This is a genomic window from Diplocloster modestus, from assembly GCF_019042245.1.
Lineage (GTDB): Bacteria > Bacillota > Clostridia > Lachnospirales > Lachnospiraceae > Diplocloster > Diplocloster modestus.
Genome location: NZ_JAHQCX010000025.1, coordinates 39,166 through 61,691 on the forward strand (window position 1 = coordinate 39,166; position 22,526 = coordinate 61,691).

A 22,526-nucleotide genomic window follows, 5' to 3' on the forward strand; every position below is an offset into this window, starting at 1 on the left:
AATATATTTTATTAAAATAAGTAATCGGGCCGGCTGGTTGCAAAGATACCAGACGGCCCGATTTTTTTGTATTAGTAAGTGCAGGGTATGACAGGCTGGTTCACAGGTTCTTCCTATCTTAAGATATTTCATATGGTGTATTATCTGATTTCTAACTGATTTCGCATACAATTTGAGAGTACACGGACAACCCAGGTCGAAAGAGTCCGCAGACAATACGGATAAATAGATTGTAAAAAACAGAAAAAACTTGACACCAAACAAAAACAATGTTATATTCATAACGGTGTTTCGAAACAACGTTATGAATTGAGGCAATATCATGGCAAAACAAATCCAGGGTGTCTATGAGAAAATACTTACCTGCGCAAAAGAGGAATTTCTGGAAAAAGGATACACAGACGCCTCGCTGCGGACCATCGCGGCAAAGGCTGAAACAACAACCGGATCTATCTACACCCGCTTTGGGGACAAAGAAGGGCTGTTCCGTGCAATCGCAGACCCCGTGGTGGATGGAATAATGCAGCTTTTTTGTGAAACGCAGGAAAAGTTCCATATGATGGATGAGGAAACTCAGAAAAATACCGTGCAGCGATATTCCTCTGACAGTATGGACATGATGCTGGATTATATCTATGGGAATTTCGATACGTTCCGGCTTCTACTGGAGGCTCCGGCCGGGACGAAGTATTTTAACTTCCTGGATGAGATGGTTCGGATAGAGGTGGAATACACCTATAAATATATGGACGTTATCGGCTGTGAAAGCGTCAAATCAGGCGCAGTTACGGAAGATTTCCTGCATATGGTTTCCACCGCTTATTTCGAGGGGGTGTTTGAGGTGGTCCGTCACAACATGAGTAAAGAAGAAGCGGTAAAATATATTAACATGCTGAAAACCTATCACATGGTAGGATTTGATACTATATTCTCACCGGAAAAATATGCACTTTGATATGTCCGCATTGTAGATAAATGCAGAAATATTTCCATCCAAAGATTCTTACTACGATAAGGCTGTCTGTCCGAGTTCCTCTCGGCTGCCAGCCTGAAAATAAATCTATAGGTTAGCTGAAACTAACCATATAAGGAGGAATCTATATGCAGCAAAAAAGTCCCCTGCTCCGCATCTGGGAGCTGGGCGAAACAGAACACAGAGGGCTGATCCGAGCCATCATCAGCGCTCTGATTGGTGTATTATGCGGTATTTTCCCATACATAGCCGCGGCACAGGTCATTATCGGCCTGGTATACGGACAGCGGGAAACGTCTTACTATCTGATGTGGTGCAGCATCGGTCTGACGGGTTATCTCGTGCGCACTCTGCTGTATAATCTGGCGCTGTCCATGTCCCATAAGGCGGCCTTCTCGATTTTGAAGGATATCCGCAGCAGAGTGCTTAAGAAGCTTCCAAAACTGCCGCTTGGTACGGTGATGGATACTTCCAGCGGGAAAATCAAGCAGATTATCGTGGATCAGGTGGAGAGTATGGAGACTACACTGGCTCATCTTCTTCCGGAGATGACCTCCAACATCGCGGCTCCGGTCTGCGTGCTAATCTACCTGTTTGTGCTGGACTGGAGGATGGCACTGCTGTCGCTGGTGTCGATCCCCGTTGGCATGATTTTCATGATGGCCATTATGAAAGGCTACGGAAAGGACTATGAGGGCGCAGTACGGACGACTCAGGCTATGAACGAGACCATTGTGGAATATATCGGCGGGATCGAGGTGATCAAGGCATTTAACCAGGGAAAGAATTCCTATGTAAAGTTTTCCGACCGGGTCAGGGCAAACGCGGCGTATTACTACAACTGGATGATGCGCTGCCAGTTCCATATGTCACTGGGTTACGCCATTGCGCCTACTACACTGATTACGGTGCTGCCTGTGGGCTGGCTGATGTACAGCAAAGGCAGTCTAAGCATAGAAGTATTCCTTACCTGTGTGATTTTATCCTTCAGTATCGTCGGTCCGCTGATCGCGGCTATGAGCTTTGTAGATAATCTGGCGAAGATCGGCACGACCGTTGGCTCTGTGGAGGAGATCCTCAACGCCGAAGAACAGCAGCACAGCGCGGTACCGGTTCATCTGGGCAAGCCGGATATCGTGCTGGAGAATGTCTCCTTCGGCTACCATGCGGATCAGGAAATCCTGCATGATATAAGCCTTGCTATTCCGGCTGGAACTATGACGGCGCTGGTGGGACCATCGGGCGGCGGGAAATCCACGATCGCTAAGCTCATCGCCGGCTTCTGGGATGTGAGCGGGGGCAGGATAACCCTGGGTGGTGTAGATGAAAAACAGATTCCTCTGGAACAGCTGTACGATCAGGTGGCGTTTGTCACCCAGGATAACTATCTGTTTGACGACACAGTGCTGGAAAACATTCGTATGGGCAGACTGTCCGCTTCGGATACAGAGGTGGAGGCAGCTGCGAAAGCGGCAGGCTGCGACCGTTTTATCCGGGGACTGGAAAAGGGCTATGATACAAGGGTAGGCGGAGGCGGCGCACATCTCTCCGGCGGAGAGCGGCAGAGGATTGCCATTGCCCGCGCGATGTTAAAAGATGCGCCGGTAGTTATTCTGGATGAAGCCACGGCCTACATAGATCCTGAAAACGAAGCGATTGTCCAGAAGGCCGTCGCCAATCTCGTTCAGAATAAAACGGTGATCGTTATCGCCCATCGGCTGTCCACAATTACCGGAGCGAATCAGATTGTTGTGGTTAAGGATGGCGGTATAGAGGCGGCCGGTACACACGAAGATCTGTTAAAGACCTGCCTGCTTTATGAATCCATGTGGCAGGCACATATTGGAATAAAGGATGGTGACGCGGCATGATCGAAGCCCTGAAAAAAATCTGGAGATTCTCAGGAAGAGAAAAAAGCAATATCAACAAATCCGTACTCTTTTGTTTTCTCAACGCCATATTCCATATGTTTGAGATCGCTGCCATTTATGTTGTGGTGCTGGCTCTGGTTTCCGGGGTATCCGGAGGTAAAACAGCCTGGACGGCGTTTGGACTGATCCTTGTCAGTATCCTGGGAAATGCAGTTACCAAGTATTTCTCCCAGCTGGAGCAGACCCATGCCGGTTATTTTATGGCGGCCAATAAGCGTATCGACATTGCTGCCCGCTTAAAAAGTGTCCCGATGGGATACTTTAATGATAACAGTCTCGGTGAGATTACGGGTGTGTCGACCACGGTCCTGGACAATGTGGAGAACATCGCGCCCATGGTGTTGGTCGGTATTCTAAGCGGTTTGATCAATGCGGCTGTATTCATAGTGATGATTCTGGCGTGGGATTGGCGTATTGGAATCCTGGTAGTACTGGGGACGGCTCTTTATCTGCTGATTACCTCACGTATGGAGAAAAAGTCCATTGCCATCGCACCGAACCGCCAAAAATCAGAAGCAGTGCTGGTGGCCGCGGTGCTGGAATATGTGCAGGGCATGAGCGTGATCAAATCTTTTAATCTGACCGGCCGTGGGGATAAAAGGGTGCGGGACGCACTTGAATATAACCGTAAAAGCAATATGGATATGGAGCGGCTTTTCACCCCTTATGTCATGGCACAGGGAATTGTTTTGCAGATATTCAGCATTGGCATGGTACTGGCAGCTGTTTTATTTTTCCTGGCAGGAACTATGACGAGCGCCAATGCGTTGATGGTCGTGATTATGTCCTTTTTGGTATTTGCTCAGATCCAGTCAGCCGGAAGCGGCTTATCTCTGCTGCGTATCGTCAGCAGCTCTATTGAGCACGCGGAACAGATGGACACGATCCCCCAGCTGGATGAGAACGGGAAAAAACTTACACCGAACAGCCATGATATCGTCTTTACCGATGTGAACTTCTCCTATGAGAAAAAAGAGATCCTGCACCAGGTATCCCTGACGGTTCCGGATAAAACAACCACGGCGGTTATCGGGCCCAGCGGTTCGGGTAAAACCACACTTTGTAATCTGATCGCCCGGTTTTGGGATGTAAACGGGGGCAGTGTGAAGATAGGCGGGTATGATGTAAGAGCGTATACACTGGAAGCGCTGATGGATCAGATCAGTATGGTGTTCCAGAATGTATATCTCTTTGCCGACACGATTGAAAACAATATAAAATTCGGCAGGCCGGACGCTACCCATGAAGAGGTGGTCATGGCAGCAAAGAATGCCTGCTGCAATGATTTTATTGAGGCTCTGCCGGATGGATATAATACTGTTATTGGTGAGGGCGGGGCTTCCCTGTCAGGAGGCGAAAAACAGCGTCTGTCCATTGCACGCGCGATGTTAAAGGATGCCCCCATTGTCATTCTGGATGAAGCCACGGCGAATGTGGATCCCGAGAATGAGGACCGCCTGCAAAAAGCCATCGAAGCGCTTACGAGAAATAAAACGATTATTATGATTGCGCACCGGCTAAAGACGGTGAAAAACGCGGATCAAATACTGGTTGTGGACAACGGTCAGATAGTACAAAGCGGAACTCACGAACAGTTAATCGGACGAAAGGGGATCTATTCGGATTTTGTTCATGGACGCAGGGAAGCGGTCGGCTGGAAACTGTAATGGGAATATTCAGAAGGAGTGTCTTATAAAATGAGTAACCGATGGAGCAAAAATAGCCGGATGGAGTAGAAAAAAATCCGAAGGTATGCTATTCTTTAACACGAAGTTAGCTTAAGCTAACTAAACGGGCGGGGAGGAATTATATGACAGCCAGTACAAATCCCAAATTTATCATGCAGTATGCCGTGAAGGAAGAAGCCGTAACTTCACTGGTGAAGCGGATGATATTTCAGGCAGAGAGCGGTTTTGGGGAAATGTATCTTCTGGAGGTTTATCCGGGAGTTCAGATGTGGTCCATTGATTTCCACCTGAGAGAACTGGATATCAAGCCCATGGGGGCATACCGCTGTCTGAAGTTAAACTACTGTTTGTCGGGGCGGTGCGAAGTACCGCTGCCGGATGAACGCTATGTCTATGTGAGCAGCGGGCTGCTCAGTGTGGATATCAATCCGCCTGTGGGGAAAATGATGCTGCCTACGGGACAATATGTGGGTCTGGAGATCGTCATTGATCTGGATACCATATCCCACGGTCTACCGGGCGCATGGACGGATTGCGGAATCGATATATGGGAAGTCCGGCAGTGTCTGAGCCGGACCAGGGGCAGCTACCTGGCCAATGTGGCTGCGTCCTGGGATCAGCTGGCCAGGGAAATGGAGGAGCATATCAGAGACGCGGATCTGTCCGTAGAAGTTTATCGGTTCCGGCTGCTGCAGCTGTTGTGGACATTGAAGGCAGGACGGCAGCGGGATATTTCCATACAGCCCTTTTACCTGACGCTGGGACAGCGGGCTGTGGTGATGCGGGCGGAAGAACTGCTTACCCGCGATCTGCATCAGAGATATGTCATATCGGCTGCACCGTTTTTAATAAAAGGAAAGGGGAAAGAGAATGAAGAAACTATCTGAGGCAAAGAACGGCGAACAGGGTGTGATCAGCGATATCCAGGGAGATACCCGGTTTTTAAGCCGTGTCACTTCCATCGGTTTGACGCTGGGGTGCCCGGTCACAGTGCTACAGAATGAGAAGAAGCGCCCGATTCTGATTTACAGCCGGGATTCCATGGTGGCGCTGAACCGGGAGGAATGTGACAAGATCAGGATTGGAGGCCAAAGAGGATGACATCGATACTGAATAAAACGCCGGTGATCGCACTTCTGGGACAGCCGAACTCCGGAAAATCAACGCTGTTCAACGGTCTGACGGGACTGAAGCAGCACGTGGGCAACTGGCCTGGTAAAACAGTGGAAAAGAAAGAGGGCTATTTTTCCCGGGGCGGGATGAAATATACTGTAGCTGACCTGCCGGGAACATACAGCCTCTCTGCTAACTCCGAGGAGGAGATTATCACCCGTGACTACATAGCCGGAGGCAGGGCCGACGCCGTGTGCATCCTGGCCGACGCTTCTCAGCTAGAACGCAGCCTGTTCATGCTGGCGGATTTTGCCGGGATTCATACTCCGGCCATGCTTTTACTGAACATGATCGATGTGGCGATGGAACAGGGAAAAGAAGTGGACGTGGCGCGTTTACAGAAATCCCTGGGTATTCCGGTGGTTCCCTTTTCTGCCACAGACACCAAACATTACGATGGGTTTTATCAGGCGCTGGAAAAAGTACTGCAGGAACGCCCTACGCTGAACACGGAAGGGCTCCGCCGGCAATACATGGGTCTGGAAGGCTTTTCTTCCATCTGCGGGGAGATGCCCGAAAGCGGGATGGGAGATTACACGCCCCTTTGGCTGGCAGCCAAGGTGATCGAGGGTGATGCCCCGGTAACGAAGAGCGTCCTGGAACTGGCGGGTGCCGGGCAAAAGAATGTGCTGGAGGAACAGCTGAAACAGATACAGAACGGCGCGCTGAAAACCGGTGAGTGCAAATTCGCCTGGATCGACACCCTATTAGATGGCGCGGTACGCGGAAAGAAGCAAACGGCTTCGCTGGGGAAATTCGACCGTGCCGCAACCAGCAGACGATGGGGAAAACCCCTTGCCGTTTTAATCATCCTGCTGGGCCTGATCGCGGCGTTTATCCCTGCCGCTCCCTTTATGATGGTCGGAAGCCTGCTGCCCTCCGTCCTGTCGCCTTTGCTGACGGCGGGACTTACCGCCATAGGTTCCCCGCAGTTTATCATTGGTCTGGTGTGCGACGTGGGGGTGAACGCCCTTTATTTCGCCATTTCCATGATAGGCTTTGTATTCGGCATCACGCTGGTGTTCGGGTTCATCGAAGAAATCGGTTATATGGCCCGTATCTCCTATGTATTTGACAACACGATGGCGAAACTGGGACTGCAGGGTAAGGCTATCATGCCATTCCTGGTCAGCTTTGGATGTACCATCGGCGGTGCGGCGGGTACCAGGGTGATCGATAACTGGGGACAGCGTATTTTGACCATCGCTCTGGCCTGGGCTGTACCTTGCGCTGCCACCTGGGCCATCGTACCGATGATCTCCAGCGTATTCTTTGGTGTCTGGGCCCCGTTAGTAATCGTAGCTATATTTGCGGTAGCGGTTCTGCATATGTGGATCACCTCGAAAATATTCGGCCGCCACCTGGTCAAAAAAGAAGACCGCACCGGTCTAATCATGGAACTTCCGCCCTATCACAAACCTAAATGGGGCAGCCTGCTGCGCTATGTGTTCGGACGCACCAAAGACGTACTGATCCGGGCGCTCAAAGTGATCCTGCTCATATCCCTGATATTCTGGCTTTTATCCTACACCTCCGACGGTAACGTAGAGAATAGTGTGATATACAGGATCGGGACCTTTATCGAGCCTGTAACCCGCTTTTTTGGACTTGGCTGGCAGACATTCCTGGCCTTTATCTCATCCGCCATCAGTAAAGAAGCTGCCCTCGGCGTCTTAAGCTCCCTGTATGCCGGAACCGGCACCATCTTCTCCTCCACGGTAGGAAGCACCGCACAGGCAGCTAACTTAGGAGAGATCCTGATTGCCAATATAGCGCCTGCCGAAGCTCTGGCCTTTATATTTGCCGTGACCTTCAACATTCCCTGCATCGTGGCAGTGGCTTCCACCTATCAGGAGACCCACTCCGCGAAATGGACCGGACGGATCGCCCTGTACTATGTGGGCATGGCGCTGCTGATGGCCTTTGTGGTCTATCACATAGGGGTTTTGCTATTCTAAGGGGAAAGGACTGGCGCATATGACAGAACTGCTGGATCTTATAAGAGAGGGGCGCGCGTGGTCGATAGAAGACCTGGCGGCACATTTCCATACGACACCGGACGACATCCGCCGCCAGATGGAGTTCCTGGAGCATACGGGTTGTATCCGCCGTGTAACGGGCTGCGGCCATAACTGCCAGGGCTGCGCCTCCCACTGCAGTGCCGGAATAAATCCTGACGGATTCCCCGCCTTCTGGGAAATCCTGGAACATTGACAAACGGATTCTTTGGTATTGGCTGTTGACAATAGGCAGCCGGTCAGAACTCATTAAATTAACATATGACATCTTATTGACAGTTGAAGTGCCTCCTTTTACTCCCTTATACTGTTTAGCAGAGGATAAAAGGAGGCACATCTATGTCAAATCAGTTTGATGAATCAAACCAACACCAAAAAACCTGGATTTTTATCATTTTATTTTCTGCTTCATTCATTACATCTATGGCGACGACGGTAACGGTGAATATGCTGCCGTCCATAATGGCCGATTTTCATGTGGAGACCAGTCTGGCACAATGGCTGACCAGCGGTGCAACACTGGTGTCAGGAGTTATGATCCCGATCACCGCGTTTCTGATCAGACGTATTCCCAACAAGAAATATTTTATTGCCGCTATGCTGATTTTTGTAGCCGGTTCCTGGATTGGGATGAACGCACCGAATTTTTACATTCTCCTGGGAGGGCGTCTGGTACAGGCAGTCGGATGCGGCATGCTGCTATCCTTTTCACAGATCATACTTTTGGCCATTTACCCGAAGTCGAAACACGGCACGGTTATGGCTGCTTTCGCGGTTTCCGGTTCCGTATCACCGATCGTCGCGCCGACGATTGCGGGATTTATCATCGACTGGAAAGGATGGAGAGGCGTGTTTACTCTTCTTCTCATCCTTGGAGCCTTGATTTTAGTATTCGGAATCGTGTTAATGCGAAATGTTAGCATGGTATCAGAGGTACGGCTGGATACTCTTTCCGTCTTATTGTCCTCTGCAGGGTTCTGTGGATTGCTGATCGGAATTGGAAATCTGAGCCGCGGCTCTTTCTTCCGGCTTACAACAGGCGGCTCGATAATGACAGGAATGATTGCGTTGTCAGTTTTTGTATGGAAGCAGCTGAAATCCAGCACTCCGCTTTTAAATCTGCGCGTATTTAGGTATCCCAAATTTCGGATTTCCGTTATTCTGAGTATTTTGATGTACTTGCTGTGTATGGGAAATGGTACACTGCTGCCAATATTTTCCCAGTCGATCAGAGGTTACACGGCAACGGCTTACGCCCTGGCGACTATTCCGGGGTCTGTATTGATGGCGGTAACGACTTTATGCGCAGGTAAGATTTATGACAAGATCGGCTCTAAGCTGCTTCTGATCTTAGGAGGAGCCGGGATGTTGGCGGGAAGTATACTGGGATTATCGCTGGGAGCGGACAGCGGGCTGCTCAGCATCAGTATGGTCAGCATCCTGTTGTCCGTCGGAATGGGGTTTTTGAACACACCGATTACGACAATGGGACTGAGTGATCTGGAGGGCGGTCTACGGGTGGACGGCAGTTCCATTTTTAATACGCTCAGGCAGGTGTCCAGCTCTTTGGCGTCTACTATGGCAGTGCTTGTCTATACGCTTGCCGGCCAAGCTTTTGGTCAGATCTTCGGGATGAAAGCTGCGTATGTATATTTTTCTTTGGCCGGTATTGCCGTGTTGGTGGCCATCACCGTGTATCTGGGGAAATACGACGGAAAAAAGAGATAACTACTTTTCCGTTATCCCGTATTCCTCCTCCAGGACGGCCACCAGCTCTTCCGGGGAATCGCTGCATCCGCGTTCCAGCCATTCGCGGATCAGAGCGTTGAAACCTCCGGTAAAAAACGCCTTCCGGTATTGCTGTCTTTTGGAAGATGCGAAACCTTCCCTCTGGAAGCTGTGGGAGGTGTTGAGAAAGAACAGACTGCCCTGGAAATCCGAATTTTTGAAATAGGATTGAAAAAAAGGTTTGTTCTCCCTGATAAAACAAAAGAGCTGTATATAACTGTCTTTCCTGGAACATGCGGAATCACCGGTGTTGAAGAATGAAGCTGCCTGCAAAGTAACTTTTTTTTCTACTTGACGCAATAGTTCATAGATATCCTCATAATGCGAGTAAAAAGAAGTCCGGGATATACCGGACTTTTCGCATAATTCGCGGACCGTTATTTTGGAAAACGGTTTTTGAGATAGAAGAGTGAAAAATACGTTTTCAATCCGATCTTCCGTGTCCTGAAACCTTCGGTTGTATTTTTGATTCATAGAAAACCTCCATATGCATATCCACAACAGCCATTTCCTGACCCGGAAAATGGCTTTTTCATTTCTTAGGATAGCAGAAGAATAAAAAAACACAAGAACATGATGAAAAATAACTTACAAATCTGCTATAAAAAATACAAATCTGCAATAAAATCAACTTCGATTTTCCTATACTAGGGGACAGCAAAGAGAACTCTTTCAATGAATGTCATAAATAAGGGAGACGTTAGTATGAATGGAAAACCCATGAAAACAGCTGTTTTAGGATGTGGAATGATCAGCAGCACTTATTTGCCGACGCTTATACAGAAGTTTAAGATTCTGGAAGTGGCTGGCTGCTGTGACGCAAATGAGGAAGCGGCCATAAGGACAGCAGAGAGGTTTGGGCTTCAGGCAATGACCCCTGAGGAGCTGCTGGCTGATGAGAGCATCGAGCTCGTCGTCAATCTCACACCTGGTTCTGCCCATTATGAGACCAATAAACAGCTGCTGAAAGCAGGAAAACATGTATACTGCGAGAAAATTCTGACCCTGGAGCTGGATGAAGCAAAGGAACTGATGGTGTTAGCGGACGACAAACATCTGTATCTGGGAGCTGCTCCGGATACTTTTCTGGGATCAGCCGTGCAGACCGCCCGGTATGTGGTAGACAGCGGCATGATCGGCAGCGTATCTTCCTGCTATGCGTCGGTGACCAGAGATTATTCTTTTTTTACCGGGCTTTCCGGCAACGGGCTGGCAAAAGGAGGCGGCATCGCATTTGACTTCGGCGTTTATCATGTGACAGCCCTTATAAGCATCCTTGGATGCGTCAAAGAAGTAACCGGCGTAATGGATACCAGAAAACCTGCGGGGGTATACCAGACCATCGATAAACTTGGAGAAACGTATACGATGGAGTGTGAAAATATCATGGCCGGTACGCTTGTGTTTGAAAACGGGGTGGTAGGCAATCTGCTGTTTGACTCCAATTCGCTGTTCACTTTGCCGGAACGCCCTGCGGTTGTGATCCATGGAACGGAAGGGATCTTATATATGGCGGATCCCAATAATTTCGCAGGGGAGGTGAAAGTCCTTCTGAAAGGGAATACAGAGCCCTTTGTCATGCAGCAGGCACATGGGTTCGACGAAGAATACCGCGGCGTCGGTGCAGCCGAGATGGCGTGGTCCATTCGCAATGGAAGAAAGAACCGAGCGAATAAAGAAATGGCTTATCATGCCATGGAAATCCTGCATGGTATCGCGGAAAGCGGGAAGTCGAAGCAGTTTTGCGCAATACAGTCGAAGTTTGAGCAGATGCCCCCGCTGCCACGAGGATACCGGAATATTATCCGTTCCATCAGCCGGGAAGAGGTCTCTATCGCGTTGAATTAAGTTGCACATGAGCAGAAAGAGAGATGATGCAAATGGAAATCAAACATTTGGCACACGCGTCTTACCGCGTGTCAGATATGGATCAATCCATTGAATTTTATACGGAGGGGTTGGGATTAAAAGAAATATTCCGCATTTACGCAGAAGAATTGATGGAAATCAATCTGAGGATGAACCATCTGAACTCCCGGCAGGAGAGGATGCTTTTAGAGAAAATGGAAGAACATCGTCAAGAAACAGCGATCGTATATCTTGAGATTACGGGACATGAATTTATCGAACTTTTTGCCGGCAGTAAGGATCTGGAATTTTGTAGGCCGGACCAAAGACAGAATGGCCTTCTTCACTTGGCATTAGAGGTGGATGATATAAAGAAGGCAAGAGAAGAAATGATCAAAAAAGGAATACGTGTAACTTCTGAAATCAATTACGGGCCGGATAATACCTGGCAGTTCTGGCTGGAAGATCCCGATGGAAATGAAATTGAACTGATGGAATACACTCAGGATTCCATGCAAATGAATGGAGGGTCTGGGAACAAACAAATGGCTGCTGGCGCATCCGGAGTCTGAAGCCTCGAAACAGGGAGCATATGTGGGATTAACCGGTGAAAACCTGATGTATGACGGGCCGGCAGAGTGATATAAAATAAACGGAGGCGATTTAGTAACGTATGAAGGTAACGAAATTACAATGTGAGGCAATGAATCATCCCATCGGTTTGTCAGTATCAAACCCACGGCTTTCCTGGCAGCTGGAGACCGACAAACGCGGGGACGGACAGAAGGCATTTCAGATCTGGGTTTACGAGGAGGTCATCGACAGCCCGGTAAATATGCTGATCTTTTATTCCGGTACGCTGGAGGCCGAGGAACATTTTTTGGTGCTGGATGAAGTTATCTTGAACAGCGGATGCCGGTACCTTTGGAAAGTGGTGGTGACAGATAAAGGAGGTACCGCCTGGGAGTCTGAAGAGGCATATTTTGAAATGGGGCTTTTAAAAGAGACAGACTGGAAGGCAAAATGGATTGAACCGGTACAGAAACCAGCGGTAAAAGCGGCGAACACCATCACCCAGGGCCATCCGAACCAGCAGATGGATATCCCACTGGACGAATTGCGGCCATGTCCCATGATAAGAAAAGTGTTTTTAGCTGATAAACCGGTCCTTCGGGCGAGGCTCTATGTAACCGCCCATGGGATATACCGGGCATGGCTGAACGGAATGCGGGCGGGCGATTATGAATTCTCCCCGGAAGCGACCTGCTATGATGACTATCTGCAGGTTCAGACCTATGATGTGACGGATATGATGGTAAAAGGGGAGAATGCTTTAGGCATAGAACTGGCTGACGGCTGGTGGGCAGGACACATCGGCAACTTTGGGGATTCGGTACAGTACGGGGATAAACTGGCACTCCTCGCGCAGCTGCAGATCCGGTACACAGACGGAAGCGAAGAGATCATTGCAAGCGACGAGTCGTTCTGTTCATTTGAAGGGCCGAGAAGATATGCGGATCTATGTATCGGTGAAAAATACGATATGAACCTGGAGATTCCAAAATGGGCGGAGGCAGGCGCATACATAGAAGGGACGCCGGTGAAGATCAGGGACTACGGCTATCGGAATCTGACCGGGCAAAACGCGCCTCATATCAAAGTTCTTGAGACAAAGAACCTGGTAAGGACATATATCTCTCCAAAAGGGGAACGCATTCTGGATTTTGGGCAGTTGATGGCCGGAAACGCAAGTTTGGCGCTGATCGGACAGCCCCATGCGGCTGTGACCTTACAGTATTTTGAGGAAACGGATCAGGAGGGGAATTACTGGTTCGAGCTGGGAGGGCGCAACAGCCAGCAGACGGATACGGTGATTTTAGATGAAAATGGAAAAGGCATCTACGATCCCTGCTTTACCTATCACGCTTACCGCTACATCTGGCTGTCGTCAGACCGGGGGGAAGTCCGGGAAGAGAACGCGAAAGCCCGTCTGATCGCCAGCGATGTGGAGGTGAGTACGCAGATCGTGACTTCTGACAAAAGAGTGAACCGGCTGCAGAAGAACATAGAGTGGACACTGCGCTCGAATATGTTCTCCATCCTGACAGATAACCCCGACCGGGAAAGGGCGGGATGGACCGGAGACGGGGAAATGGTTATGCCGGCAGTCTGTTCCAATCTGGATGTCCAGACGGTGATGCGCCGATGGCTGCTGGAAGCAGGATTCGAACAGGATGAGGATGGTAAAGTACCCCTGGTGGTTCCGAACTGGGAGACCTATGCCAACATGAGGATGAAGACATCTGCCGGCTGGGAAGACGCTGTCGTTATTATTCCCTGGATTCTGTATGAGCGTTACGGGGATATACGGGTATTGGAAGAATCCTATCCGATGATGAAAAAATGGGTCTCCTATCAGAGGAAGCGTGCAGGAAGCACGAACCCCAGAGACTGCGGTGAACTGACAAAAGAGCAGGCCGAAAATTACCAGTATCTGGATAACGGCGCATTTAATTTTGGAGACTGGCTGACCCCCAGCGCCTGCTATAACAAAGAGACAGGTGAATATACCTATTTTACACAGACGCTGACCTATATGATGGGAAGTTACTATTTTGCCTATACCACTTCCATTATGGCAAGGGCTGCCAAAGCTCTGGGAAAAACGGATGAGGCAAAAGAATACGGGGATTTAAACAAAAGAATCTGCCGGGCGGCGGTTGACGAAATCTATAAAAAAGGGAATATTCTGGAATCCCCCTATATGGGCGCACAGATTCTGGCTCTGCACGCAGGCTTTTATCCACAAAAGGATAAGCAGAAGCTGGTGAACCGCATGCTCACACTGATTCGGGAAAAAGGTATGGATTGCGGATTCTCCTCTGCATTACTGCTCTTTGATACCTTGTGTGCATATGGCCGTGAAGATATTGCTTACCAATTCCTCTTATCGGAGGAATTCCCCTCCTGGCTCTATGAAGTAAATCAGGGTGCGACCACTGTATGGGAATCCATGCAGGCGATTATGCCGGACGGTACAAGAAATGCGGTGTCCTTTATACAGCCATGCTTCTGCTCCATCGGAAACTGGATGTTAAGCGGGATGGCGGGTATCAGGCCGGCAGCACCCGGATACCGGGAAATCGTGATCCACCCGTATCTGACGGACCGCCTTGATTTTGCGGAGGCGGTCTACCGGTCGGCACAGGGTGAAATCCGAAGCCGCTGGGAGAGAGATACTCATCATACGGTACACTTGAAGATCCAGATTCCGGCAAACGCGCGTGCATATGTATTTCTGGAAAAGGCCGTACCAGAAACGGTTACGGAAGGCGGCATTCAAGTGGAACAGTCAGAAGGTATCATTCACGTTCAGCGGGAAAAAAAGGGTGTTTCATTGACTGTAGGGTCGGGGAAATATCATTTTACCTGGAAGCTGCAGGGTTGAAAATAAAAGAAAGGAAAGGGTGGACGAGGGAAACGCACCCACGGAGAATAACATGAACAGAGAAGCAAGAATTCAACAGGCGTATGAAAATGCAAAAGAAGTGTATGGCGGGTATGGTGTAGAGGTGGAAACCATACTGGAAAAATTTGACGGGATCCCGGTTTCTATTCCCTGTTGGCAGGGCGATGACATTGTCGGATTTGAGCCAAAGGGAGCCGGAGCCAGCGGGGGGTTAACGGTTACCGGCAATTACCCCGGCAGACCGGGGAATCCGGAAGAGTACCGGATGGATTTGGAAAAAAGCATGTCCTATATTCCGGGCAGGATAAAGGTCAACCTCCATTCGATCTACGGCGAGAATTATGAGGCAGGCATAGACCGGGACGAATATGCTTCCCGCCATTTTTCCAACTGGATCGCATGGGCAAAAGAAAAAGGCGTCGGCCTGGATATGAATGCAACCACCTTCAGCCATCCATATGCCGAGTCCGGGCTGACCATCTCGAATCCGGATGAGAACATCCGTCAGTTCTGGATCCGGCATATGCAGTCCGTCCGTGAGATCAGCGAAGATATAGGCAGAGAACTGGGACAGGTCTGTGTCTTTAATACCTGGGTGCAGGACGGCATGAAAGATATGCCGGCTAATCGTATGAAATACCGGGAACTGATGAAACAATCCTTCGACGAAATCTTCGGTAAAAAACAGATTTCAACCGACTATGTCTATGACGCTCTGGAGCCGAAATTATTTGCAGTGGGCGTTGAGAGCTATACGGTGGGGTCCAATGATTTTTATCTGTCCTATCATGGACACGCCAGAGCCAAAGGTATCGGAAATACCATTTTGAACCTGGATATGGGCCACTTCCACTGCGAGGAATCTGCAGCGGATAAGATTTCAGCGGTAATGCTGTTCTCCGATAGGTTTATGGCTCATATTACCAGAGGCCTCCGCTGGGATTCCGATCATGTGGTGATCAACGATGAAAAGACAAATGATATGATGCGGGAAATCGTCCGCTGCGGTGTATTGGATCAGGCATTCTTTGGCACGGATTATTTTGACGCTTCGATTAACCGGGTGGCAGCCTGGACTATAGGCACAAGGGCGACGCAGAGAGCGCTTCTGACGGCGATGCTGGAGCCGGTACGTCTGCTGCACCGGGCAGAGGAGGACGGCGATTATACAAAACGTCTTATGCTGATGGATGAGTTCCGTTCCCTGCCGGCGAATGCAGTCTGGGAATACTACTGCCTGAGCAAAGAGAAAGCGGTTGCCACAGAATGGCTGGCCGACCTGAAGCAGTACGAAAAAGACGTTATGTTCAAACGGAACAATTCCTAACGGTGCTGCCTGCACTGCTTGGGGGTCATGCCAAACTGCTCTCTGAATAGATTTTGAAAATGACTCTGGCTGGAGTAGCCCAGATAAGAACTGATATGGGCAATCGATTTGTCCGTATACAAAAGCAGGGAACGCGCTTCTTCCAGCTTGCAGCGGCGGATGAAGCTGCCGACGGAAAACCCGAGTTCTTTTGAGAACTTATTTGAAAAATAAACCCTGGAGAGCCCGACTTCATGGGCGACATCTTCCACGGAGATATTCCTGTTTACATTCTTATGGATGAATTCGATCGCCCGGGAGATATCGGAATCCTGTACAAAACCGGCTTTCTGGTGGTTATGGACAGCGGCCACGTGGCTGGCAAAGTCAATCTGGATGTTCTGCATCAGGTTGAGAAGGCTGTCCGAATCCAATAATTGTTCGGTCTGCCGCATATACAGATCACCGAGCGCATAGGCGGTGGAGGCGGATAATCCGCCCCGGATCGCTGCTCTGCTGGATAAGGTAATCAGTATAAGCGCTGTGTTTTTTAACTGTCTTAAGTTATTTGACGCAACGCTTCCGTAGTGGGCTTCCTGATGCGCATGGCGGGCAAAGATTTTTAACTTGTCCACTTCTCCGTTTTCAATCAGGGAAGTGAGCTGCTGCTCCAGCTTTACATTATCGTAAAACAATGCATTTTCCGCCAAGTCGTAAAAAGAATTAGCCTTCTCTACCATGATCGGTTTTGGCACGCTTTTATGAGAAAAGACCTTAGCGGCAGCAGGTTCCAGCTGACAGGGATGTTCATTCAGGGAGGAATCCAAAAACAGGAGAAGATTCCACAAGGAGTGCGGCAGGATGCAGGAGAGGGTGTGGAAGTATTCGTAGAATTCCTTCCGCTGTTCCGGCAGAACCACGTAATCCTTACAGTAATCATCAATACTGTGGGGGGGAAGGGCGATCTGGCACGTAGGGCCGAGAACAAGAAAACTGCCGGGCTCATCAAGCCGCAGATAACCAAAATAGATCAGCTCATGGATACGGACACAGGCTACGGCTTCTTTGCGGCTGCAGATCTCCTTAAGATAGGCTTTCGGAGGAGAGAAAATGTGCAGGCCTTCGGGAAAACAATTTACCAGCGTATGATTCCGGTATTGATAGATGGGGATATTGATAAAGTTATAAAGGTAATTGCTGCATTTCGCTATGTCTTTCATGGGAATCAGGAAACCTCCATTTGCAAATCAATTAGGATCTATTCAGATTATATCGGATCCGCCAAAAAAATACAAATATGAAAAAAAGATTACAAAAATGCAATAATTATGAGCTGTAATGCCGTAATCTAGCATCATCGGATGTGCAAGTCAATAACATAAGCATAAACTGAGGAAAGGAAGGGAGGAATTACGTGGAACAGAAGATATTGCTGGAGTGCCACAAAATCTCCAAGGATTTTGGTATCACCAAAGCCTTGAAAGAAGTGGACTTCAATGTACCGGCCGGCCGGGTATGCGGCCTGGTTGGCGAAAATGGAAGCGGTAAATCCACACTGGTTGCGGTAATTTCCGGTATCTATCAGGCGACATCCGGTGCCATGGAATATAAAGGGGCACCATGGAAACCGAGAGATGTCATGGATTCACAGAGAGGCGGAATCAGTATTATTGTACAGGAGGCAGGGACCATCGGCACTCTGACGGTTGCGGAGAATATTTTTCTCGGCCAGGAAGGACAATTCCGCAAAGGCTTCATGATCGATTACCGGAAGATGAATGCTGAGGCACAGAAGCTGATTGATGAAGTAGGGATTGAAGGCATCCGCAGCAACATGAGAATCATGCAGCTGAATCTTCAGCAGCGCAAGATGATCGAAATCGTGAAAGCATATCAATATCACCCGGATATCCTGATCGTGGACGAGACCACCAATGCATTATCACACAGGGAACGGCAGGTTCTGTTTGATCTGATTAAGCGACTGACGGCGGAGGGGAGAGCTGTCATTATTATCTCCCATGATATTGAAGAGGTGATGGAATACTGCGATCTGATTACAGTTTTGAAAGACGGAGAGATGGTCACAACCCTGAAAAAGGAAGACGCCACCCCAAGACATATTAAAGAGCTGATGGTTGGCCGTGATGTGGAGGAGGGTTTTTACCGGACGGATATGGATGGCTATCAGGAGAAAGTGGCGCTGAAGGCGGATAACATAACGACCATGCAGGAAATCATGAACTTGTCCCTGGAACTGCATGCGGGTGAAATCTTAGGTATCGGAGGCCTGTCCGATTGTGGAATGCATACGCTGGGCAAAGCCCTGTTTGGCGAGGAACCGGTCTTAGCGGGAAGTGTCACGGCCGGCATTGAGCAGACGAAGATTACGGACGCAGAGACTGCTGTGAAAAACCGGATGGCGTATATGTCAAAAGACCGGGATGAAGAATCCATCGCGTTAAGCGCCCCTGTTTTTGAAAATATAGCAAGCACGGGATACGAAGTGAACAGGGGGTTCGGATTTCTGATTTCCCGGGCCAGGGAAAAGAAGTATGTGGACACACAGGTGAAAGGGCTGAAAATCCGGTGTTATTCGAGCAGCCAGCAGGTGAGCACGCTTTCCGGGGGCAACAAACAGAAAGTCGTATTCGGAAAATGGATGGCCAAGGATTTTGACATCATTATTATGGACTGCCCGACCAGAGGGGTTGATATAGGCGTAAAGGCAGAGATGTATAACCTGATGTATGAACTGAAGCGGGCGGGGAAAGCGATTCTGCTGATTTGCGAAGAACTTCCGGAGCTGATTGGCATGAGTGACCGGATTCTGATTATGAAGCAGGGGGCTATTACGAAAGAGTTCCTGCGCAGTAAAGATTTGAGTGAAAAAGAAATCATTGATTACATGATTTGAGGTGGCGTGAGATGAAAGAAAAAATGTTAAAAGTCAAAGAAAACAGGATCGTAAGTTATTTTATGCCGCTGCTGATCATGGTGATTGTAGTGCTGGTCTTTGCTGTATGGACACAGGGCAGGTTTGTCCGGTCAAAGAACCTGATGATGATTCTGAATCAGGCTATCATCCTGGGTCTTGTGGCAACCGGCGCGGTAATTATCTTCTCCACGTCGCGGATCAGTGCCGCCATGGGAGGTTCCACGGCGATGGCCTGTATCATCGGGACGTATGCGTTTCTGGCTACAGACAGTCCCGTTGCGATGATTCTGGGGTGTATCGGCGGCGGTTTACTGATTATGCTGGTCACAATCGGCTTAAGTAAGATTCTGCATATGGATGTCATGATTTTGTCCATGATATTCATGACGCTGTTGATGGCCATACAGGAGTGGGTACTGGATGGCGGAAAGATTCTTTCTCTCGATCACGGGACCATGAAGTCTTTGGAGAAGATGAATCTTCCTCTGATCTTATGCCTTGTCTTTCTGGCAGCGGCGGCAGTTCTGTTTGAATTTTCCAAATTCGGAAGACAGTTAAAGATGATTGGTTCCAATGAGACCTGTGCCAGGCAGAACGGTATCAATGCACAGAAAATGCTGACAAAAGCATTCCTGCTGGCCGGCGTGGCTGTTGGCCTTGGTTCTGCGGTTATCCTGATCCGTTCCGCTTCCATTTCACAGTTTACAGCAAACTCCCTGAATATGGATGCGATGCTGGCCGTTGTACTTGGAGGTACCCCGATCAGGGGAGGTACAAGATCGAAAATTTTATCCGGTATCTGGGGAGCGTTGACGGTGTCGATGCTGACAAACGGCCTTTCGATGGCGGGAATCGATGCGATCTGGATCCAGGCAGTACGGGGTGTATTTTTTATCGTGGTAATAGCCCTTTCTGACAAACGTTCCGAGATTCTGAATTAGATCCTGGGAGACTTAGAGCTTGAAAAGAAAATTTAAAATGAAATACCTTAAGTATAGGGAGGAAATGATTATGAAGAATTTGAAAAAATTGATTGCTTTAACATTGACCGTTATCCTGATGTGTGGTCTGGCTGCCTGCAAAGGAGATACCGATTCATCCGGAAGCGCGCCGGCCGGTTCCGGGACCGCGGATACAGCGGGCGGTACACCCGGAGAAAGCAGCGCACCGGATGGAACAGCGGGGGCCGCTGATCAGGATATCCCGGATGTGAACCCGGAGAAGCATGTGATCGCTGTGGCCAACACCAGCTACATACCGGAAGTTGTCTCTTTTAAGAATTATTGTGAAAACTATGTTGCGGAGGCTTTAAATATTGAATTCCTCTTCTCCGAAGAACTGGGAAATGATCCGGCAAATATGATCTCCTTCGCGGAAAATGCCTATAACAGCGGTGCGGAGGTTCTGGTAGACTTTGCCTGTGCGAACCGTGATACCGTCTACGTGCTGGCGGACAAATGTGAAGAGCTGGGCATGTACCTGGTAACCGGGCTGATGCCTTCTACCGGATACTACGATGATTATGAATATGTGATCGGCTCCGCCGGAAAGAATCCGGAAGAACTGGACGATCAATTCTATGAACTGATGGTGGACACACTGGAAAAAGGCGCAGAGCCCCACAGTGTCGTCGTATGTACCATGAATGCGAAGCTGGGTGTGGATGAACAGATTACCTCTTCCATGGGTATACTGGAAGCGCTTAAGGATATGTATAACCTGACCTATGATGGGGAGATACGGGATCTCGTCATGCTGGATTCCGTCACGGAGATCTCAACCGGAAGGGACGACGTTAAAGTAACGATCTTCCCCACATTCTCCACGGATGATATGAATGAAGTGCTGAAAGGGGAGTATGATGTCGTGGCCCTGACAGGGGCTCTGTACCTGCGGTTCGAATCCACGATTGCAGAGGCGGAAAAGGCTTATAATCGGGATATTAAAATCGTTACCATGACAAATGTATGTGATACGACAGAAAACAGCTATACTACCCTTGATATCGCAGGCAACCCCTCTCTGAACGGATCACTGCTTCTGAATCAGAGCCGTTATATCCTTCCGGTTCTGATGGCGGTCAATACAGCAAATGGCGACCAGGACGCAGTCATGAGAGACGGAAAAGCTACCGAGTTCTTTTCTCCGATGTGGGTCTGCCATAATGCGGATGAGTATGAAGAGATTAAGCACCTCGATCAGGATGAGAGTACCTACGTGTACACCATCGAGGATCTGAAACAGATGATTAAGTACTATAATCCGTCGTTGAACGCGGATGTGTTTGCAGAGTGGGCTGCGAAAGCAGAACTGGATTCCGTAAAGGAAAGAAGAGGGATTTAGTTACAATAAGATTCTGATAAGAAAGGATTTCAGACGTATGGATCAATCAAAAAACAGATTCAAAAAGAATAAGGGCGCAGTAATTGTGACTTGTATTCCGATCGTTACCTTTATCGTGATCGAACTGGTATGCAATATATTTACCGGCAGACATCTGATTGAGACTTCGCTGGATGTGACAAATTTTCTGCGGCAGGTGAGCATCAATATACTGGCCGGTTATGCGCTGCTTCTGAATATGGGAAACGGACGTATGGATATCTCCCTTGGAGGCCAGAAGCTGGTGGCCTGCCTGATCGGCGGGAATCTTGCATTGTCGATGGGGATGGGGGTTGCCGGGGTCATACTGATGAGTATCCTTTTTGGTATGATCAGCGGGCTGCTGACCGGAGTGCTGTATGTCACTCTGCGGCTGCCGGCCATGATTCTGGGTATCGGGACTGCGCTGATCTTCGAAGCGGTTGCGGCGGCATACGCGCCGGAAGGCTTCCAGCTATATGGCCGGCAGAATATGGGTATGCTCTCGAATGTTACCTTGATTACGATATGCGGTGTAGTGAGCATTGCCGTAATGTACATACTGATGGATAAGTCAAAATTCGGCATTCAGTACCGGGCCATTGCCGGTTCACAGAAGATCGCACACACATCGGGAGTGAAAATCTATGGAAAGACCGTTATTATTTATTGCATCTGCGGGGCGCTGATGAGCCTGTCAGGCATCCTGGAGACCGGTGTGAGCGGCTATCAATCTCCGGCTATGAACCTGTCCAGCATCACGATCGCATTTACCAGCTTTGTCCCGGTATTCGCGGCAATGATTATGCAGAAATGGATTTCCACCGTATTTGGTGTGCCGGTTGCCGTGATCACTTTCCGCATCCTGACCATGGGGATTACCCTGTTCCGGCTGCCCTCCGCGGCATCTGCGGTTATTACCATGGGAGTACTCGTATTGCTGCTTTTGATCATGAATCTGGTGACGGCAAGGGAGAAAAAGAAGGCGGAGGGACTTCGCATAGCAGCTGCGCAGCAGGCGTAGGGAGAAAAC

19 protein-coding genes are annotated in these 22,526 nt (G+C 49.2%); 17 read left to right on the top strand and 2 right to left on the bottom strand.

Going from position 1 to position 22,526, the window contains the following annotated elements; all coding sequences use genetic code 11:
• Positions 1-322: 322 nt before the first annotated feature.
• The 8 genes from KTH90_RS23090 (at position 323) to KTH90_RS23125 (ending at position 9,511) form a co-directional block, all read left to right on the top strand.
• Entirely contained in the window at positions 323-955 is a 633-nt protein-coding gene (locus KTH90_RS23090) for a TetR/AcrR family transcriptional regulator (RefSeq protein WP_158350945.1), read from the top strand.
• 146 nt (positions 956-1,101) lie between these two features.
• Positions 1,102-2,844, top strand: a complete 1,743-nt coding sequence (locus KTH90_RS23095; protein WP_158350947.1) for an ABC transporter ATP-binding protein — start codon at positions 1,102-1,104, stop codon at positions 2,842-2,844.
• Positions 2,841-4,571 (top strand): ABC transporter ATP-binding protein, encoded by a 1,731-nt coding sequence (locus tag KTH90_RS23100; RefSeq protein WP_158350949.1) that lies wholly within the window; start codon positions 2,841-2,843, stop codon positions 4,569-4,571. Before KTH90_RS23095 ends, KTH90_RS23100 begins: the two co-directional genes overlap by 4 nt.
• A gap of 143 nt (positions 4,572-4,714) precedes the next feature.
• Positions 4,715-5,479 (top strand): hypothetical protein, encoded by a 765-nt coding sequence (locus KTH90_RS23105; protein WP_158350951.1) that lies wholly within the window; start codon positions 4,715-4,717, stop codon positions 5,477-5,479.
• Complete coding sequence (locus KTH90_RS23110; RefSeq protein WP_158350953.1) at positions 5,463-5,693, top strand: FeoA family protein; 231 nt, start codon at positions 5,463-5,465, stop codon at positions 5,691-5,693. Before KTH90_RS23105 ends, KTH90_RS23110 begins: the two co-directional genes overlap by 17 nt.
• A complete protein-coding gene (feoB, locus tag KTH90_RS23115; protein ID WP_158350955.1) occupies positions 5,690-7,723 on the top strand; it encodes a ferrous iron transport protein B in 2,034 nt (677 codons plus the stop codon). Before KTH90_RS23110 ends, feoB begins: the two co-directional genes overlap by 4 nt.
• A 19-nt stretch (positions 7,724-7,742) precedes the next feature.
• On the top strand, positions 7,743-7,979 hold the full coding sequence (locus KTH90_RS23120; RefSeq protein ID WP_158350957.1) for a DeoR family transcriptional regulator: 237 nt from the start codon (positions 7,743-7,745) through the stop codon (positions 7,977-7,979).
• Positions 7,980-8,122: 143 nt separating this feature from the next.
• Positions 8,123-9,511: an MFS transporter gene (locus KTH90_RS23125; protein WP_238727530.1), complete on the top strand. Its 1,389-nt coding sequence runs from the start codon at positions 8,123-8,125 to the stop codon at positions 9,509-9,511.
• Here the strand turns inward: KTH90_RS23125 and KTH90_RS23130 are convergent, their stop codons facing one another.
• Positions 9,512-10,045 carry a TetR/AcrR family transcriptional regulator gene (locus tag KTH90_RS23130; RefSeq protein ID WP_158350962.1) on the bottom strand — a complete coding sequence of 178 codons (534 nt, stop codon included), beginning with the start codon at positions 10,043-10,045 and terminating at the stop codon, positions 9,512-9,514.
• Between the two features lie 231 nt (positions 10,046-10,276).
• On the opposite strand from KTH90_RS23130, the gene KTH90_RS23135 reads away from it, so the two are divergent.
• From KTH90_RS23135 to KTH90_RS23155, 5 genes are read left to right on the top strand one after another with little or no spacing between them, the layout of a single operon-like run.
• On the top strand, positions 10,277-11,419 hold the full coding sequence (locus KTH90_RS23135) for a Gfo/Idh/MocA family protein (protein ID WP_158350964.1): 1,143 nt from the start codon (positions 10,277-10,279) through the stop codon (positions 11,417-11,419).
• 23 nt (positions 11,420-11,442) lie between these two features.
• A complete protein-coding gene (locus KTH90_RS23140; RefSeq protein ID WP_158350966.1) occupies positions 11,443-11,991 on the top strand; it encodes a VOC family protein in 549 nt (182 codons plus the stop codon).
• Positions 11,942-12,061 carry a DUF4867 family protein gene (locus KTH90_RS25540; protein WP_238727531.1) on the top strand — a complete coding sequence of 40 codons (120 nt, stop codon included), beginning with the start codon at positions 11,942-11,944 and terminating at the stop codon, positions 12,059-12,061. Before KTH90_RS23140 ends, KTH90_RS25540 begins: the two co-directional genes overlap by 50 nt.
• A gap of 31 nt (positions 12,062-12,092) precedes the next feature.
• Positions 12,093-14,867 (top strand): family 78 glycoside hydrolase catalytic domain, encoded by a 2,775-nt coding sequence (locus KTH90_RS23150; protein WP_158350968.1) that lies wholly within the window; start codon positions 12,093-12,095, stop codon positions 14,865-14,867.
• 52 nt (positions 14,868-14,919) lie between these two features.
• Entirely contained in the window at positions 14,920-16,215 is a 1,296-nt protein-coding gene (locus KTH90_RS23155) for an L-rhamnose isomerase (RefSeq protein WP_158350970.1), read from the top strand.
• Here the strand turns inward: KTH90_RS23155 and KTH90_RS23160 are convergent.
• Positions 16,212-17,414 (bottom strand): AraC family transcriptional regulator, encoded by a 1,203-nt coding sequence (locus KTH90_RS23160; RefSeq protein ID WP_158350972.1) that lies wholly within the window; start codon positions 17,412-17,414, stop codon positions 16,212-16,214. The two genes, KTH90_RS23155 and KTH90_RS23160, sit on opposite strands and share 4 nt — an antisense overlap.
• A 194-nt stretch (positions 17,415-17,608) precedes the next feature.
• On the opposite strand from KTH90_RS23160, the gene KTH90_RS23165 reads away from it, so the two are divergent.
• The 4 genes from KTH90_RS23165 to KTH90_RS23180 all read left to right on the top strand — a co-directional run bounded on the left by KTH90_RS23165 (position 17,609) and on the right by KTH90_RS23180 (position 22,517).
• Entirely contained in the window at positions 17,609-19,111 is a 1,503-nt protein-coding gene (locus KTH90_RS23165; RefSeq protein WP_158350974.1) for a sugar ABC transporter ATP-binding protein, read from the top strand.
• An 11-nt stretch (positions 19,112-19,122) separates the two neighbouring features.
• A complete protein-coding gene (locus tag KTH90_RS23170) occupies positions 19,123-20,073 on the top strand; it encodes an ABC transporter permease (protein ID WP_158350976.1) in 951 nt (316 codons plus the stop codon).
• A gap of 70 nt (positions 20,074-20,143) precedes the next feature.
• Positions 20,144-21,475, top strand: a complete 1,332-nt coding sequence (locus tag KTH90_RS23175) for a hypothetical protein (protein ID WP_158350978.1) — start codon at positions 20,144-20,146, stop codon at positions 21,473-21,475.
• A gap of 37 nt (positions 21,476-21,512) precedes the next feature.
• On the top strand, positions 21,513-22,517 hold the full coding sequence (locus KTH90_RS23180) for an ABC transporter permease (RefSeq protein ID WP_158350980.1): 1,005 nt from the start codon (positions 21,513-21,515) through the stop codon (positions 22,515-22,517).
• Positions 22,518-22,526: the final 9 nt, after the last annotated feature.

Excerpts from the sequence above, each read along its gene's own strand:
- KTH90_RS23155 (WP_158350970.1), top strand. The coding sequence starts at position 14,920 with ATGAACAGAGAAGCAAGAATTCAACAGGCGTATGAAAATGCAAAAGAA.
- KTH90_RS23100 (WP_158350949.1), top strand. The coding sequence starts at position 2,841 with ATGATCGAAGCCCTGAAAAAAATCTGGAGATTCTCAGGAAGAGAAAAA.
- KTH90_RS23125 (WP_238727530.1), top strand. The coding sequence starts at position 8,123 with ATGTCAAATCAGTTTGATGAATCAAACCAACACCAAAAAACCTGGATT.
- feoB (WP_158350955.1), top strand. The coding sequence starts at position 5,690 with ATGACATCGATACTGAATAAAACGCCGGTGATCGCACTTCTGGGACAG.
- KTH90_RS23170 (WP_158350976.1), top strand. The coding sequence starts at position 19,123 with ATGAAAGAAAAAATGTTAAAAGTCAAAGAAAACAGGATCGTAAGTTAT.
- KTH90_RS23090 (WP_158350945.1), top strand. The coding sequence starts at position 323 with ATGGCAAAACAAATCCAGGGTGTCTATGAGAAAATACTTACCTGCGCA.
- KTH90_RS23130 (WP_158350962.1), bottom strand. The coding sequence starts at position 10,045 with ATGAATCAAAAATACAACCGAAGGTTTCAGGACACGGAAGATCGGATT.
- KTH90_RS23110 (WP_158350953.1), top strand. The coding sequence starts at position 5,463 with ATGAAGAAACTATCTGAGGCAAAGAACGGCGAACAGGGTGTGATCAGC.
- KTH90_RS23180 (WP_158350980.1), top strand. The coding sequence starts at position 21,513 with ATGGATCAATCAAAAAACAGATTCAAAAAGAATAAGGGCGCAGTAATT.
- KTH90_RS23105 (WP_158350951.1), top strand. The coding sequence starts at position 4,715 with ATGACAGCCAGTACAAATCCCAAATTTATCATGCAGTATGCCGTGAAG.
- KTH90_RS23175 (WP_158350978.1), top strand. The coding sequence starts at position 20,144 with ATGAAGAATTTGAAAAAATTGATTGCTTTAACATTGACCGTTATCCTG.
- KTH90_RS25540 (WP_238727531.1), top strand. The coding sequence starts at position 11,942 with ATGGAGGGTCTGGGAACAAACAAATGGCTGCTGGCGCATCCGGAGTCT.
- KTH90_RS23150 (WP_158350968.1), top strand. The coding sequence starts at position 12,093 with ATGAAGGTAACGAAATTACAATGTGAGGCAATGAATCATCCCATCGGT.
- KTH90_RS23160 (WP_158350972.1), bottom strand. The coding sequence starts at position 17,414 with ATGAAAGACATAGCGAAATGCAGCAATTACCTTTATAACTTTATCAAT.
- KTH90_RS23095 (WP_158350947.1), top strand. The coding sequence starts at position 1,102 with ATGCAGCAAAAAAGTCCCCTGCTCCGCATCTGGGAGCTGGGCGAAACA.
- KTH90_RS23120 (WP_158350957.1), top strand. The coding sequence starts at position 7,743 with ATGACAGAACTGCTGGATCTTATAAGAGAGGGGCGCGCGTGGTCGATA.
- KTH90_RS23140 (WP_158350966.1), top strand. The coding sequence starts at position 11,443 with ATGATGCAAATGGAAATCAAACATTTGGCACACGCGTCTTACCGCGTG.
- KTH90_RS23135 (WP_158350964.1), top strand. The coding sequence starts at position 10,277 with ATGAATGGAAAACCCATGAAAACAGCTGTTTTAGGATGTGGAATGATC.